This is a genomic window from bacterium (assembly GCA_036524115.1).
In the GTDB taxonomy this organism is placed as follows: domain Bacteria; phylum JAUVQV01; class JAUVQV01; order JAUVQV01; family DATDCY01; genus DATDCY01.
Genome location: DATDCY010000012.1, coordinates 1 through 16,332 on the forward strand (window position 1 = coordinate 1; position 16,332 = coordinate 16,332).

10 protein-coding genes are annotated in these 16,332 nt (G+C 70.8%); 7 read left to right on the forward strand and 3 right to left on the reverse strand.

Annotated elements, in window-relative coordinates:
- The coding region (locus VI078_00405; GenBank protein ID HEY5997748.1) for a hypothetical protein at nt 1-519 on the reverse strand (519 nt) is incomplete at its 3' end.
- A gap of 650 nt (nt 520-1,169) precedes the next feature.
- On the opposite strand from VI078_00405, the gene VI078_00410 reads away from it, so the two are divergent.
- Nucleotides 1,170-2,696, forward strand: coding sequence for an NAD(P)-dependent oxidoreductase (locus tag VI078_00410; protein HEY5997749.1), 1,527 nt, complete (start codon nt 1,170-1,172; stop codon nt 2,694-2,696).
- A gap of 30 nt (nt 2,697-2,726) precedes the next feature.
- Here the strand turns inward: VI078_00410 and VI078_00415 are convergent, their stop codons facing one another.
- Nucleotides 2,727-4,250: a trypsin-like peptidase domain-containing protein gene (locus VI078_00415; protein ID HEY5997750.1), complete on the reverse strand. Its 1,524-nt coding sequence runs from the start codon at nt 4,248-4,250 to the stop codon at nt 2,727-2,729.
- A gap of 174 nt (nt 4,251-4,424) precedes the next feature.
- Between VI078_00415 and phnD the strand changes: the two genes are divergently transcribed.
- The 3 genes from phnD to VI078_00430 all read left to right on the forward strand — a co-directional run bounded on the left by phnD (nt 4,425) and on the right by VI078_00430 (nt 10,308).
- Nucleotides 4,425-5,354, forward strand: coding sequence for a phosphate/phosphite/phosphonate ABC transporter substrate-binding protein (gene phnD, locus VI078_00420; GenBank protein HEY5997751.1), 930 nt, complete (start codon nt 4,425-4,427; stop codon nt 5,352-5,354).
- Nucleotides 5,355-5,364: 10 nt separating this feature from the next.
- Nucleotides 5,365-6,318, forward strand: coding sequence for a HAMP domain-containing protein (locus VI078_00425; protein ID HEY5997752.1), 954 nt, complete (start codon nt 5,365-5,367; stop codon nt 6,316-6,318).
- Nucleotides 6,319-6,450: 132 nt separating this feature from the next.
- Nucleotides 6,451-10,308: a PAS domain S-box protein gene (locus VI078_00430; protein ID HEY5997753.1), complete on the forward strand. Its 3,858-nt coding sequence runs from the start codon at nt 6,451-6,453 to the stop codon at nt 10,306-10,308.
- Between the two features lie 43 nt (nt 10,309-10,351).
- Here VI078_00430 and VI078_00435 read toward each other — a convergent pair whose 3' ends face one another.
- Nucleotides 10,352-11,383 carry a cell envelope integrity protein TolA gene (locus VI078_00435; protein ID HEY5997754.1) on the reverse strand — a complete coding sequence of 344 codons (1,032 nt, stop codon included), beginning with the start codon at nt 11,381-11,383 and terminating at the stop codon, nt 10,352-10,354.
- A 259-nt stretch (nt 11,384-11,642) separates the two neighbouring features.
- Between VI078_00435 and VI078_00440 the strand changes: the two genes are divergently transcribed.
- The 3 genes from VI078_00440 to VI078_00450 are packed head-to-tail and all read left to right on the forward strand — an operon-like array spanning nt 11,643 to nt 16,105.
- Nucleotides 11,643-12,686: a serine hydrolase gene (locus VI078_00440; GenBank protein HEY5997755.1), complete on the forward strand. Its 1,044-nt coding sequence runs from the start codon at nt 11,643-11,645 to the stop codon at nt 12,684-12,686.
- The gene (locus VI078_00445) at nt 12,683-14,680 is read left to right on the forward strand and encodes a cache domain-containing protein (protein ID HEY5997756.1); all 1,998 of its coding nucleotides are present in this window, start codon (nt 12,683-12,685) and stop codon (nt 14,678-14,680) included. Before VI078_00440 ends, VI078_00445 begins: the two co-directional genes overlap by 4 nt.
- The gene (locus VI078_00450) at nt 14,681-16,105 is read left to right on the forward strand and encodes a sigma-54 dependent transcriptional regulator (protein ID HEY5997757.1); all 1,425 of its coding nucleotides are present in this window, start codon (nt 14,681-14,683) and stop codon (nt 16,103-16,105) included.
- Nucleotides 16,106-16,332: the final 227 nt, after the last annotated feature.

Genomic DNA, 16,332 nt, shown 5'->3' on the forward strand with positions numbered 1-16,332 from the left:
GGTGTAGCTGGCCGGCGCGGTCGCCGCCCAGCCCGCGGCCGTGGCGGCAGGCTTGGTGGCGCTCTCGTTGACCAGGAAGCCGGTCACGCCGACGTTGTCGCTGGCGGTGAGCGTGGTGATGGACACCGTCAGGCTCGTCGAGGTGGCAGGGATCGCGAAGTTGCTCACCGTCGGCGCCGTGGTATCGGGCGGCGGCGTGGCCGGATGGTCGGCCGGGTCGCCCGGGAAGAAGAACGCGGCGATCTCCACGCCATTGGCGAACCCGTCACCATCGGAGTCCGCTGGCGCGATCGTCGTGAAATTGTGCCCTGCGGCCGCGTACGCGCTCCCGTAGGGGTTCAGCGAGGGGATCGAGGCCGTGTGGCAGAGAGAACAGGAGTCGATCCTCGATCCGACTGCTGCCGGATAAGCCGTGTGGAAATTGTTGTACCAAGTGCCGTTGGCGTGCGCCGCGGTGCCATGGGCCAGAGCCCCGATGGCCAAGGCGGCAGCCAGTGCGAATCTCAAGACATGCTTCATTCGGTTCTTCTCCTTTGGAGCGTTACGGACGTTGCCCGGCCCGGTTCCTGCCAGCCATCCTGCCGCATCCCCCTTCCTTGTTCTTGGCGCATTCCCGGCGCCGGCCGGGGGCTCGCTGTCTTTCGAGATTCTCGAGCCCCCACCGATTCACTATGAAACCAATCATTGTTGTTTAGTTCCCTCCTCTCTGGAGCGCCAATCTAGAGGGTGTGGAGAAGGACGTCGAGTGATTTCCGTCACAATCACTAGGAATTGTGGATAGGAAGTCAAGCGATGACAATCACGCAAAAACAGTCAGTTACGGTGTCAGTCCATGACAAAACTTCGGAATCATGCTTGTGGAGAAATAGACCGTCTTTAGCCCCTCGGTGGCGGAAGATTGGTGAACTTCTGCGGCATGAGGCAGCCTGAAGGCATCTGGGAACATGCCCCCGCGACACATCCCGGGCCGCTATGGCAGACCCGTGCGAAGCGTTCCGGCCTCCGGCGGGCAGGGGTCAATGCCGGGCCGAACTGCGTTTCCCGCCGGCGCGCCCGCTCCCGGGCGCCACCCGATTCCCGAAAGGCGCCGGCCGTGGGACAATGTCGGCGGGACGGACCCCGGCGGAACGCCGGTCGGGGTCGGGGGGCGAGACGGAGGGAGGGGCATCGTGAGCACGCTGCCGAGGGTCATCGTCACCGGCGGCTCGGGCTTCCTGGGCCGGCGGCTGGTGGGTTCGCTGCTCTCCCGCGCCCGTGTCGTCGGGATCGACCGGCGGCCCCGGGCGGAGGCGTATGTGCCCGACCACGAGAACATGAGCTGGTTCCAGATCGACCTCGGGGACGCCGCCGCCGTCGAGGAGACCTTCGCCGAGATCCGCGCCGGCGGACGCGTGGACTACTTCATCCACCTCGCCGCGTACTACGACTTCACCGGCGAGGAGGACCCGGAGTACGAGCGCACGAATGTCGTCGGGTTGCGCAACGTCCTCGACGTCTGCCGCACGCTCGGGCTGCGCCGCTTCGTCTTCGCCAGCTCGGCGGGCGCGGTCCGCGTGCGCCGCGACCGCGCGCCGCTGGACGAGGACGCGCCGGCCGACGGCGAGCACATCTACGCCCGGACCAAGCGCATCGGCGAGGAGCTGGTCCGCGAGCGCTCCCGCGACTTCCCGACGGTGAACGTGCGGCTCGCCGCGCTGTTCTCGGACTGGTGCGAGTTCCCGCCGCTGTACTTCATGATGGAGACCTGGCTGTCGAACGCCTGGAACGCCCGCGTCCTCGGCGGACGCGGCGAGACCTCCACGCCGTACCTGCACGTGCGCGACGCCGTCTCGTTCTTTCTGCGGCTGCTCGAGCGGATGGACGGCCTCGAGCGGGCCGTGACGCTGCTGGCGAGCGCCGACGGCGCAGTGTCGCACCGCGAGCTGTACGAGGCGGCGACCGCGTACGCGCGCGTCGGCACGCGGCCGCCGATCCTGGTGCCGGCCTTCCTCGCCGGCCCGGGGATCGCGCTCAACGACCTCGTCGGCAGGATGCGGGGGCAGCGGCCGTTCGAGCGGACCTGGATGGCGCGCTACATCGACACGTTCCTCTGGGTCGACGCCAGCCGCACCCGGCGGATCCTGGGCTGGGAACCGCATCCGCGGCTCGGTCTGCTCAGCCGCGTCCCGTACATGGTCGAGAACAAGCGCTCCGACAGGGTGGAGTGGGTCCGCCGCAACGCCGAGGCGCTCGAGCACCACCTGGTCCGCCCCAACTACGCCGTCTTCCGCATCGTGCGGCGGCACGCGGCGGAGATCGCCGCCGCCCACGCCGCGCGTTTCCAGGGGCCGGGCGCCGATCCCGCGCTCGCGCGCTACAGCGGCATGAAGCCCGAGGAGCGCGAGTACCACTCCGGCCTGCTGCTGCGCAACCTCATGGACGCCGTCCGGACGGGGACGAAGGGCGGCTTCATGGCCTTCTGCCGCAACCTCGCGGAGCACCGCCACCGGGAGGGCTACCAGGTGGAGAACCTCGTCGCCTCCCTCCAGGCGCTGCGACGGGCGAGCGTGGAGATCGTCGGTCGTGACCCCGAGGCCGCGCCGTTCCGTCAGGCGATCCACGACTATCTCGCGATGACGATCGAGTTCGGGATCGACCAGGTCCTCGAGGTCTTCGAGGAGCACGAGACGGGGACGCTACCCGACCCCGAGAAGTGACCTCTGCCGCCCCCCCGCGCTTCGGCTCTTCTACTTCCCGATGAGCGCCCGCCACTCCCGCGGCAGCTCCGTGACGGGCACGAGGAAGCCCAGGAGCGCGGCTCGGTCGCTGTCGCTCATCGTGAACACCGGCACGCCGACGAGGCGGTAGCGCGCGTCGAGCGCGGCGCCGCCCGAGGAGCCGGAGGCCACGAACGCATCGGTCTTGATCCGCAGCCCGCCGCGCTCGCGCTCGAACCCGGAGACCACGCCCCGGCTGAGCATCACGGGGGCGCGCGTGCCGGTGCCGCCCGCCTCCGGGAAGCCGATCGTGACCAGTTCGTCGCCGAGGCGGGGCACGCCGTCGGGCGCCACCGGGCAGGCCGGGAAGCGGTAGCCCGGCGGCAACGGCTGGCCGTAGAGCCCCGAGGTGATGCGCAGCAGCGCGACGTCGAGCCGCTCGTCCGAGCGCACCAGCCGCGCCCGGAAGAGGTCGCGCGTGATGCTCGTCGCGTCCAGGTTCATCCCGATCACGACCTCGGCGTCGGCCTGAGCGCGGTCGCCGACGACGTGGCTCGCCGTGAGCACGAGGCCGTCGGACGAGACGATCGTGCCGGAGCCGGAGCCGTCGCCGCCGACGATCTCGACCGCCGCGGCGAGCGCCAGCTCCCGCGGGTCGGCCGGGCGCGGCAGTTCCGGCAGCGCGAGCGCCTCCGCGGGTGGGGCGACGCCGGAGGAGACGACGGCGCGGAACTTGACCGGCGCGTCGTAGAGCGAGGGGTCGAGGACCGCGAACCAGAGCCTGCCGGTGGCCGCGAGCGGTGGCTGCGAGCCGCGGTCGATGATCAGGCTCTCGCGGGCGACGGTCGTTGCGGCCTCCCACTGCGCGTCGTCGGTGCCGAGCGGCGGGCCCAGGGACGACGCGGCGAGGTCGAGGTCGCGCCCGGCGTCCACGAGGTCGATGCGCAGGGCCGTCACGCCGGCCGGGATGTCGAGGACGAAGTCGCGTCGGTGGCCGGCCCCGGGCGACGTCGCCTCGTCCACGCCGGCGCCGGCGGCCACGGCGCGCGGCGCCTGCAGGCGGGTCACGTCGACGCGCAACGTGAACGGCACCAGTCGCCTCGCTCCGCGGCGGCCGGCAGCGGCGAGCGACCGCACTTCGACGAGCAGGGCGCCGGGGTTCAGCGCGCTCTCGGCGTGGCGCGTCAGGGCCAGCTCCGCCCGCGTCCCCTCCGGTCCGGCCGTCCACGTCCAGTCGTCGTCGCGCGCCGGCGTGGCCTCTCCGCTGACCGCCCGCAGCCCCACCTCGCCGTCCGGGCTCGTCACCGCCACGTCCACCTGCACGGCATCGTCCGGGACGACGAGGGTGTAGAGGCGCGCGGAGCCGCGGGCCGCGGGGACGTCGCCGTGGATCTCTTTGCCGCTCTCGGCCGGTGTCGGCGCCGCCCCCCGGTCCGAGGGATTCGCCTGACCGGCCGCGGCGACTCCCGGGAGACCGGTGCCGGGCGCTGCCGCCGCTGCCGTTGGAGCCGCCAGCATGAGCGCCACAAGGGCTGTTGACGCCGTCACTTTCACGCGGTCGATGCTACCACGATCGCGGCGCGCGCCCCGGCTGGCAGCACCTTGACGGAATGTGGTGGCGGCCTGACAATGATCATGTGACAAATGGCGCAATGCGGTCGGCGAGCCGGAAGAAGCGCCCCCGGAGCGTTCGGGACATACGTCCTCTCACTTGAAGGGAGGCAGTCCATGATGCGAGGGAACCGCACGCCCCTGCTGGTCCTGGCGCTGGTGCTCGCGTTGCTCCCCGGGTGCGCGAGGGAGGAGCCGAAGATCGCGCTGGAGAGCGCCCCGGGGCCGCCCGGGAGCAGTCCGCAGCCGGAGGCGCCGCACGTGCGGATCGCCGTCGGCGGGATGATCACGCCGAAAGAGGGCATGGCCTACTACCGCGATTTCCTCCGCTACATCCAGGAGAAGATCGGCGTCAAGGTCGACTACGTGGACCGCGAGGGCTACGCGGAGATCAACGAGATGCTCAGGAACGGCCAGCTCGAGGCGGCCTTCGTGTGCAGCGGCCCGTACGTCGACGGCCACCGGGACTTCGGCCTCGAGCTGCTCGCCGCGCCGCAGGCCTACGGGAAGACCGTCTATCACTCCTACATCATCGTGCCCAAGGGCAGCGCGGTCCGCTCCTTCGCCGGGCTGCGCGGCAAGCGCTTCGCCTTCACCGACCCGCTCTCCAACACGGGCAAGCTGGTGCCCACCTACATGCTGGCGCGGATGAACGAGACGCCGGAGTCCTTCTTCAGGGAGTTCGTCTTCACGAAGGCGCACGACAAGTCCATCAAGGCGGTCGCCCAGGAGGCGGTGGACGGGGCCGCCGTCGACAGCCTGATCTGGGAGTTCCTGAACGCGACGGACCCCGGGTTCGCGTCGCGGACGCGCGTCATCGAGAAGTCCCCGCCGTACGCCATCCCCCCGGTGGCGGTCCCCCGCACCCTGGCCCCCGCGCTCAAGGAACGCCTGCGCGCGGCGTTCCTCGGCGCCGACGCCGACCCGCGCGGGCGCGAGATCCTCGCCAAGATGCGGATCGACCGCTTCGTCCCGATCAGCGACGCCGACTACGACTCCGTCCGCGAGATGCAGGACTGGATCGCCCGCCAGAAGCCGGGACGGTGAGGACCGCGCGATGCCCCTCCACAGCCTGCGGACGAAGATCGTCGTCAGCCAGCTCGCGACCACGGTCTTCTTCGCGCTGGCCATGGTGATCTTCGCCGAGACGGTCATCAGCCGCAGGCTCGTCGACAAGCTCCAGGAGAAAGGCGTGGCGATCGCGCGCAAGGTGGCCGCGGACGCCGTCAATCCCATCATCACCGAGCGCTACTTCGAGGTGGCGATGGCGTTCCGGGACCTCCAGGACTCGGAGACCGACTTCGTGTACGCGTTCGTCGTCGCCGAGGACGGGCGCGAGCTGGTCCAGACCTTCCCCGGGCCCGTGCCCGCCGCGCTGAGGATGGCGCACCCGGTCAGCCCGCTCGCGAAGTCGTCCGCGAAGGAGCTGGACACCGACCGGGGGAAGGTGATCGACATCGCGGTCCCGCTGCTGCGGGGCGAGATCGGCGTGCTCCGGGTCGGCTTCTCGGAGAGCGCGATCCACAAGGACGTGCACGAGATCGTGCTGCTGATCGTGGCCTTCGCGGTCCTGACGCTGGTCGTCGGCACCGTGGCCGCGATCGGCCTGTCCCGCCTGTTCATGCGGCCGCTGGCCACCCTGGCCCTGGCGGCAGAGCGCTTCGGCCGCGGCGAGACCCAGGAGAAGGTGGGCATCAGGACCCGCGACGAGGTCGGCGAGCTGGCGGCGGTCTTCAACGAGATGGTCGAGAACCGCGAGCGCTTCGAGGCCGAGCGCGAGCGCCTCGTCCACGAGCTCCAGCAGTCCCTCGCGGAGGTCAAGGTCCTGCGCGGCTTCCTGCCGATCTGCTCCCGGTGCAAGCGGATCCGCGGTGGCGAGGGGTACTGGCAGCAGATCGAGTCCTACATCAGCGCCCACACGGAGGCGGAGTTCAGCCACGGCCTCTGCCCCGAGTGCACGCAGGCGCTCTACCCGGAGATCTGGGAGAAGATGCAGCGGGAGCGACGCTGACGGGCGTTGCGCCCCCCAAGCGGACTGCCGGCCTTGACTTCGCCCCCGCCCGCCCGGAGAATGCGGACGAGCGCAGTCTGCGGCGTCACGGCGGGCGGCAGGGGTGGCCGTCCACGGTCCAGCGAGGACAGCATGACATCCGGTCCGTTCCTGACCCTTCGCGCGCGCACGGCGGCGTTGCTGGCCGTCGCGGTCGCCGTGTGTGCTCCCGGCGCCGGCGCGACCCGTGCCGCGGAACCGGCCCCGCGGGAGATCCAGGTCGGCGCCGAGCGGGACTTCCGGCCGTACTCCTTCGTCGACGAGCAGGGGCGACCCGCGGGGCTGGGGATCGACCTCATCCGCGCCGTCGCCCAGACCATGGGGCTGCGGATCCGCATCGTCCCCAGCACCTGGGACGCCGCGTGGAACGGCCTCGTCGCAGGCGAGCTCGACGCACTCCCGGTCGTCGCGCGCCTGCCGAGCCGCATGTCCCAGGTGGATTTCGGGCTGCCTCACACCGAGACCTTCGATGCCTTCTTTGTGCGCCGCGGCGACCCGGCGCCGGCGACGATCGAACAGGCGCAGGGCAAGGTCATCGCCGTGCTGCGCTCGGACGCCGCCCACCACGCGCTGGTCGAGCGCCGGTTCCGCGGGGCGCTGGTCCCCGTCGACTCGACCGCGGAGATGTTCTCGCTGCTCGTCGCCGGCAGATGCGACGCCCTGCTCTACCCGCGCCTCCTCGGCGAGCTGGAGATCCGCGAGCGCCGGCTGCGCGGCCTGGTCGCGGGGCCGCCGATTCCCGACTACAAGCGCGTCTTCTCGTTCGCCGTGAAGAAGGGCGACGCCGACCTGCTCGAGAAGCTCAACGAGGGGCTCCTCATCGTCAAGGCCAGCGGCGGGTACAACCGCATCTACGAGAAGTGGCTCGCGGTCGACGACCCCTGGGTGCGGCTCAGGCCCTACCTCGCCCCCGCGGCCGGCGCGATGCTTCTGCTCTCGGTGCTCGGCGCGCTCTGGACCCTCAGCCTCCGCCGCGAGGTCCGCAGGCGCACCGCCGAGGCGGCCGAGCGCAGGCGCGCCGAGGAGGCCGCGCGCGAGAGCGAGACCCGCTACCGCCTGCTCTTCGAGAGGAACCCCACCCCGATGTGGGTCTTCGACGAGGAGACGTACCGGTTCCTCGCCGTCAACGAGGCGGCGGTGCGCCACTACGGCTGGTCGCGCGAGGAGTTCCTCGCGATGACGATCCTCGACGTGCGCCCCCCCGAAGAGCGGGAGCGGGTGCGCGCGGTGATCGAGACCCAGCGCGGGTCGCGGGAGGCGGGCGTCGGCGTCCACCGCCACTGGCGCAGGGACGGCGCCGAGATCGCCGTCGATATCACGGTCAGCTCCGTTCCCTTCGCCGGCCGCCCGGGTCGCCTCTGCGCGATGGTCGACGTCACCGAGCGCACCCGGGCCGAGGAGGCGCTGCGCGAGAGCGAGCGGACGCTGGACGCGATCTTCCGGGCCATCCCCTATCTCGTGTCGCTCCACGCGCCCGACGGGAGGTGGCTCAAGGCGAACCCGGCGGTCGTCGAGTTCTTCGGCTTCGATCCGGTCGGGGCGCCGCGCGAGGACATCGCGCGGCGGCTCCACGCGCGGCTTCCCGACGGCACGCCGCTCACCGCCGCGAACATGCCCTCCTCACGGGCGCTGCGCGGCGAGACGGTGTTGGGGGCGGAGTACCTGATGGACGACCGGCGGGGCAGGGTGCGCCGACTGCTGATCAACGCCGTCCCCTTCCTCGGAGAGGGGGAGGTCCGCGGCGCGGTGTTCGCCCAGGAGGACATCACCGAGTTCCGGGCGGCCGAGGAGGCGATCCGGACCGCGGCGGACTTCCTGCGGCTGATCAACGAGAGCGCCGGGCTCCCCGAGCTGATCAGGGGGGCGACGGCGTTCCTTCAGCGCCTCTCCGGCTGCGAGGCCGTCGGCATCAGGCTGCGCAGGGGCCCGGACTTCCCCTACTATGAGACGGTGGGCTTCCCGCGGTCGTTCGTGCAGCTCGAGGACAGCCTCTGCTCCCGCGAGCCCGACGGCAGGCTGCGGCGCGACACGGCGTGCAACCCGGTCCTCGAGTGCATGTGCGGCAACGTGATCCTTGGCCGTTTCGACCCCGCGCAGCCGTTCTTCACCGCCGCGGGCAGCTTCTGGACGAACAGCACGACGCAGGTGCTGGCCAGCACCAACGAGGCTGACCGGCAGGCCCGCACGCGCAACCGCTGCAACGGCGAGGGGTACGAGTCGGTGGCCCTGATCCCGCTGGTGATGGGCCGCGAGCGGCTGGGTCTCATCCAGTTCAACGACCGCCGTCCGGGGTGCTTCAGCGCGGAGGGCATCGCGTTCTGGGAGCGCCTCGCGGGGTACCTGGGCGTCGCCGTCGCGAAGTTCAGCGCCGAGGAAGAGCTGCGTCGGAGCCGGGAGGACCTGGCGCGCGCCCAGGAGGTCGGGCAGATCGGCAGCTGGCGCCTGGATGTCCGGCACGACGTGCTGACGTGGTCGCGCGAGAATCACCGCATCTTCGGGCTGCCCGAGGGCACGCCGCTGACCTACGAGACCTTCCTCGGGCTGGTGCACCCGGAGGATCGCGCGCACGTCGACCGCGCATGGCAGGCCGGCATGCGGGGGTCGCTCTACGACGTCGAGCACCGCATCATCGTCGACGGGCGGGTCAAGTGGGTTCGCGAGCGGGCCTTCCTGGAGCTCGATGCGGCCGGCGAGCTGATGGGCGGCTTCGGCATCACGCAGGACGTGACGAAGCGCAAGCTCGCGGAGCAGCGGCTGCGCGAGCTCAACGAGACGCTCGAGCAGCGGGTGGCGTGGCGGACGGCTGAGGCCAATCGCCTGGCCGACCAGCTGCGGGCGCTGGCCGCGCGACTGGCGCAGTCGGAGCAGCGCGAGCGCAAGCGGCTCGCGCGCATCCTCCACGACCACATCCAGCAGTTCCTGGTGGTGGCGCGCATGCAGCTGGAGTCCCTGCGGCGCGAGAGCAGCCCCGAGCGCCGGCAGGCCTGTCTCCAGAGCGCCGACGCGATCCTGCTCGAGGCGCTCGCGGCGTCGCGGTCGCTCGCCGTTGACCTGTGCCCGCCCGTGGTGTACGAAGCCGGCCTGGTGGCGGGCCTGAACTGGCTCGCCAAGAGGATGGGCGAGCAGCACCGCATCGCGGTCGAGGTGCACGCGGAGAAGGGCGCCGAGCCCGCCGGTGAGGAGACGCGGGTGCTGCTCTTCGAGTGCGCGCGAGAGCTGCTCCTGAACGCGGCGAAGCACGCGGGGGTCGCGGAGGCGCAGCTGCTGCTGCGGCGCGCGGGCGCGGACGACGTGGAGCTGACGGTTCAGGATCGGGGCCGGGGCTTCGAGGCGTCCACGCTCGCCGGGCGGGATGCCGACTCGGTGACCTTCGGGCTGTTCAGCATCCGGGAGCGGCTGGCCTACGTCGGCGGCCGCATGACGATCGAAAGCAGCCCGGGGCAGGGGACGCGCGTCACGCTGACGGCGCCGATCGCCGCGGACGCGAAACCAGGAGGGGGGGATGTGCCGATGGAGCAGGCAAGCGGGGAGCGACGCCAGCAGCTGCGGGTGGGGCGCAAGGACCGGGACTGCCGGGTGCTGATCGTCGACGACCACCGGATCATGCGGGAGGGGCTGCGGGGCCTCCTCGCGTTCGAGCGCGGCATCGAGGTCGTCGGCGAGGCGGCGGGCGGCCCGGAGGCGATCGAACTCGTGGCGCGCCTCGCCCCGGACGTCGTGATCATCGACGTCAACCTCGACGGGATGAGCGGGATGGAGGCGACGCGCCGCATCCTCGCGCAGAACGCGAGCCTCAAGGTGATCGGGCTCTCGATGCACATCGACCCGGAGGTCGCGCAGGCCATGCGCGACGCGGGCGCCGCGGCATACCTCACCAAGGGGGGGCCGTGCGAGGACCTGATCGCCGCGATCCGGGCGGCCGCCCCCGCACCACCGGGGGAGGGCGGCTAGGCCTGGCCGCGCGCCGCGCCGCGCCGCGCCGGCGAACCGGCCGCTAGTAGGGGAAGCGCTCCTTGTCCGGGTAGCGCCGCTCCAGCTGCCGGATCTGCCGGTTGTGCTCGTCGCCCATCTGGTTGCGCTCCAGCTGCTGGCGGTAGCGCAGCGGCGCCTGCGCCTTCGGCTGCTTCTCCTGCTCCAGTTCGCGCTGGTGCAGCTGCTGGAGCAGCTCGCGCTCCTGCACCTGGCGCTTGATGAGCTCCTCGCGCTCGTTCTGGTAGCCGCGCGGGGCCCCGGCGCGTTCCTCGGGGGGGCGGTTCTGCGGCGGCGCGGGGAAGCGCCGTTGGACGGTCGGGCGGTAGATGCGCAGCTCGTTGCCGCGGACCTCGTGGCGGCGCCCCTCGAACTCCGCGTTCTCGTCGCGGACGCGCAGCTTTTCCGGCCTGCCGCCCCAGCGCCGGAACGTGTCGTCGGAGAAGGTGCGGTCCCTCACCCGGCCGTGGTCCATATCGAAGCGGTTCCTGACGATTTTCGTCGCGCGGAAGACGCCGGTGACGCGGGGCCGCGCGACGAAGGACCGCCACAGATCGTGGTCGAAGCAGCTGCGCTGCGGCACGAAGTTCCAGAAGAAGGCGTCGATGTCCTCGAAGCCGAACCCCCCGAAGGCGAAGCCCGCGCGGATGTCGAAGCCGATCGGCGGCGGCAGCGGCGCCCAGCCGACGAAGCCGCCGCCGACGCGCCACGCGACCCAGGCGGGCGCCCAGACGGTGTCCGGCACCCAGAACCAGCCGATGTCCTGGTCGTAGGCCCAGCGCCCGTAGTGGAAGGGGATGTCGCCCCAGGGCTCCTCGGCGATCCACATCATGCCGTCGTCGGTGTAGGCCCAGTAGCCGGTCGTGTACGGGCGCCAGCCGATCGGCATCCCGGCGGGCGTCCAGACCCAGCCGAACCCCTCGCGCTCCGCCCAGGCGCCGTACGGCGAGAGCGAGGAGAAGAAGAAGCCGAAGTCGACCTCGGCGCGCGCCGCCGGTATCGCGGCGGCCACGACGAGGGCCGTGCCGAGGAGGACGGCGAGCAATGACTTGCGCATGGTCCTTTCCTTTCCCGAAGGGTTGACGCTGCCGGCGACCACCTGCTCAGGGGGGGGGCCGCCCGTCGCGGCGCGCCCGCTGATAACGGGAAGATAGGTCCTGCGGCGGGGAACGGGTAGCCGCCCGTCAGCCGGTTGCCCGGTCGGGTTTCTTGCGCCATACTGCGGCGCAGGCGACCGGAGGGGGGACGGTGGGCGCGGAAAGGGATGCATCGAACGTGCGCGGTCGCCTCTCGATCTGCCTCGGCTAAGTACGGACATGCTGCGGCGTCTCTCCCCCGCGACAGCGGTGGCGCTTGCCGCCGGTCTGGTTGTGCTCGGCGTCGCGCTCGGTTACGCGCTGCGCTCGCTGCAGGTGCGGCCGGACAACGCCTATGAGATCCGGGGCGGGCGCAGCGGCCTGACCAACCCGCTCCTGGACTGCGAGGTCCACGGGTACCGCCACGGCCGGGAGCTGCCCTCGTTCCAGCACGAACTCGAGGGCCGCGTCGCGGACCTCCTGCGCGGCGGCACGGTCCGGGAGGTCTCCGTGTACTTCCGCGACCTCGACAACGGGCCGTGGGTCGGCGTCGGCGAAGACCGGCCGTTCGCCCCGGGGAGCCTGCTGAAGCTGCCGACGATCATCGCCTGCCTGAAACAGGCGGAGGCGGACCCCGCCTTCCTCGACCGCACGGTCCGGTTCCAGGGGGCGCTCGAGGGCGGCGTGATCGCGGGGTTCGACCCGGGCGCGCCGCTGGAGGCCGGGAAGGAGTACACGGTCAGGGAACTGCTCGCGCGGACGGGGGCGCTCTCGGACAACTACTCCCTGATGCTGCTCAACCGCCTGGTCGATCGCCGCGTCTTGCGCCAGATCTACCACGACCTCGGGCTCGCCGCGCCAGCGGACGTGATCTCCCAGGCCGTGCCCATCTCGCCGAAGACGTACGGGCAGATCTTCCGCGTGCTCTACAACGCCTCGTACCTCAGCCGGCAGATGTCGGAGACGGCCCTCGGGCTGCTGACGGACACTGTCTTCGCCGGCGGGCTCGTGGCCGGCGTCCCGCCGGGGACCACGGTCTCCCACAAGTTCGGCATCTACACCGAGCCGGCCGGTGGGGCGACCGCGACGCAGCTCCACGACTGCGGCATCGTCTACCATTCCCGGCGGCCCTACTTCCTCTGCGTGATGACGCGCGGGACCGCCGAGCCGGCGCTGGAGGCGGCCATCCGGGACGTCGCGTCGTTCGTGTACGCGCGCGTCGACGCGTCCACGGCGGGTGGCGCGGACGGGCTCGGCCCCCCCCCGGCAGAGGTGCGGCGATGAGCGCTTCGGTCAGCGCGGACCGGCCCGCCGGCAGGGGCGTCGTGCGCCGCCTGAACGATCTGAAGCTGCGCTGGAAGCTGCTCCTCGTGGTGCTGCCGCTGGCGACGCTCCCCGCGCTGGTGGTCGGCACCGTGGTCGGCTTCATCGCGACGCGGCAGGCCTACCGCGGCATCACCCAGACGAGCAAGGACGACCTCGAGCACATGGCGCGTTTCGCCATCGATCTGCTCAACGCGCACTACCAGCAGTTCGAGGTCTACCGGGCCGACAAGAAGCAGGGAATCGACCGCGAGCTGGCGACCCTCGTCAACCTCGCCTACAACCTCGTCGAGAGCGAGGAGCGCCAGCGCCGCGCGGGGCGCATCAGCCGCGAGGCCGCGCAGCGCGAGGCCCGCAAGGCGCTCAAGAGCGTCAAGCTCGGCGCGACCGGCTACCTCTACGCGATGACGGGGGACGGGCTGCTGACCGTGCACGTCGCCCAGGAGGGACAGAACATCGCCGGGGAGCGGGACGAGCGCGGCCGCTACTTCATCCGCGAGATGTGCGCCGCGGCGCGCGCCTCCGCGCCCGGGGAGGTGCTGCACATCGTCTACCCCTGGCGCAACCCGTCGCTCGGCGACACGCGCCCGCGCAAGAAGGCCGTGGCCTACCGGTACTTCCGCGAGTGGGACTGGATCGTCGCCGCCGGCGGCTACCTCGACGAGACGTACGAGGACGTGGCCTTCGAGAACCGCGCCTTCGATGAGCTCAAGGCGCGGCTCAAGAGCAAGCGCGTCGGCAGGACCGGCTACATCTACGCGCTCTCGAGCGCGGGGGACCTGCGCATCCACGTCGACCGCGAAGGCGAGAACATCATCGACGCGCGCGACGAGAGCGGCCGCGCCTTCATCCGCGAGATCTGCGAGAAGAAGAGCGGCTGGATCCGCTACCCCTGGAAGAACGTCGGGGATGCGCGGCCGCGCATGAAGATCGTGCGCTACGAGTACTTCGAACCCTGGGACTGGATCGTGGCGGTCGGCTCCTACGAGGACGAGTTCTACGCCGAGGCCAACCTGATCCGGGGGCGGATCTTCTGGAGCATGGCCGGGCTCACGACGCTCGCGGTGCTGGTGGGCACGGTCCTCGTCTTCCACGCCTCCCGGGTGCTCACCGTCCCGATCGAGCAGATGATCGCCGTGATCCGCAGGGTCAAGCGCGGGAGACTGGACGAGCGGATGCCGGTGCGCTCGAACGACGAGCTCGGCGAGCTGGCGGCGACGTTCAACCGCATGGTCGGGATCATCGAGCGCAACCAGGAGATGGAGACCACGCTGGCGCAGCACGAGAAGATGGCGTCGCTCGGGGTCCTCTCCTCGGCCGTCGCCCACGAGATCAACAACCCGCTCGGCGTGATCCTGGGCTACGCGGCGCACCTCGAGGGCAAGATGGACCCCAAGGACCCGAGCTTCCGCTACATCCAGGACATCCGCCGCGAGAGCAAGCGCTGCAAGGGGATCGTCCAGGACCTCCTGAGCTACGCGCGCACGCCGAAGCCGGCGCTCGAGGAGACGGACCTCACGACGCTGCTGGACCAGATCGCGGACTTCGCGGCCAATCACCTCGACCTCAGCCGCGTGCGGATCGCGCGGGAGTTCGCCCCGGGCCTGCCGCCGGTGTGCGTCGACCCCGACCAGATCCGGCAGGTCGCGATCAACCTGATCCTCAACGCGGGCGCCGCCATGGAGGCGGGCGGGACCATCACGGTCGGAACGGCGCCGGCGGGGCCCGCGCGGGTGGAGATCTTCGTCCGCGACCAGGGGTGCGGCATCGCGCCGGAGAATCTCGAGAAGATCTTCGAGCCGTTCTTCACCACCAAGGCGCGGGGCACGGGGCTGGGCCTGGCGATCACCAGGCGGATCATCGAGCAGCACCAGGGCACGATCACGGTCGAGAGCGCGGTCGGCGTCGGCACCACGGTGCGGGTGTGCCTGCCGGTCGAGCGCGAGGAGATCTAGATGGCGGCGCGCAAGCGGGTGCTCGTGATCGACAACGAGGAGGGGATCTGCCGCATGGTCGAGGCCGTCCTCGCCGACGGCGGCTACGAGGTCGGCGTGAGCACGCAGCCGCTCGAGGCCGTGGCGGCCTTCGCGCCGGGGCGCTGGGACCTGGTGATCACCGACGTCAAGATGCCGGGCCTCGACGGCCTGGAGGTGCTGCGGCGCGTCAGGGAGCTGGACCCGGTGGTGCCGGTGGTGATGATCACCGCGTATGCGACCGTGGAGATGTCGATCCAGGCGTTGCGGCGGGGTGCGTACGACATCATCACCAAGCCGTTCGAGCCGGAGGAGCTGCTCCACCGCGTCGGCAACGCGCTCTCCCAGACGCGGCTGCTCGAGGAGAACCGCTCGCTGCGGGAGGAGCTCGGGGGCGAGTTCCGCTTCGACAACATCGTCGGCGCCGCCACCGGGCTGAAGGACGTGCTCGAGAAGGTGAAGAAGGTCGCGGTCCGCGACCTCTCGGTGCTCATCACCGGGGAGTCCGGGACCGGCAAGGAGCTGATCGCGCAGGCGATCCACCACAACTCGCCGCGGCGCGCGGGGCGCTTCGTCGCCATCAACTGCGCGGCGCTGCCGGCCTCGCTGCTCGAGAGCGAGCTCTTCGGCTTCCGCCGCGGGGCGTTCACCGGGGCGAAGGAGGATCGGCAGGGCCTGCTCGAGGCGGCCGACGGAGGGACCGTCTTCCTCGACGAGGTCGGCAACCTGCCGCTGGACGTCCAGAAGACGCTCCTGCGTTTTCTCCAGGAACGCGAGTTCCTCCGGATCGGGGACGCCGCGCCGCGGAAGGTGGACGTGCGGATCATTTCCGCGACGAACGCCGACCTCAAGGCGGCGACCAGGGCGGGCGCCTTCCGCGAGGACCTCTACTACCGGCTCAACGCGGTGACCCTGCACCTGCCCCCGCTGCGCGAGCGCTCGTCCGACATCCCGCTGCTGGCGGCGCACTTCGTCCGCCGGCAGAACGCGAAGTTCGGCACGGCCGTCCGCGGCTTCACGCCCGAGGCGCTGGCCGTCCTCTCGGCGTACGCCTGGCCGGGGAACATCCGCGAGCTGCGGAACGTCGTCGAGGGCTGTCTCGCGCTCGAGTCGGGCGACCTCGTCGGGCAGGCGGTGCTCGCCCAGTTCATCGAGGTCCCGGGCGGCGCGCGGGATGGGAGCGCGGAGGTGCCCGGGGAGTTGCCCGCTGTGGCCGAGGAAGGAGAAGACGGCGGCGAGGGCGGGTTCGCATCGGCCGCGAGCCGCTTCGAGGCGGAGTACTTCCGGTCGCTCCTGCGCAAGACGCGCGGCAACGTGGAGGTGGCCGCGGCGGAAGCCGGGCTGAACCTGGCGACGCTCTATCGGAAGATCAAGAAGCATGGGATCAGGAAGGAGGACTTGGCCTGACATATTTGCAGTATTGCGAATATCCAGTGTCTTCTGTTTGCAGTCTTGCGAATATCATGACCTTCTGGTGAAAAGTCATTCAACTGCTCAATAGACATAGATTTGTTTCGTAGAGCGCGACTTCTTCCGGGCACCGTCTGATATCAGTTCTGCCGTTTATCAACAAGCACTTCATTCGCGATCATGCGAGGACGACAGTTCTCCTGCCTATGATCAGATAATGTTGG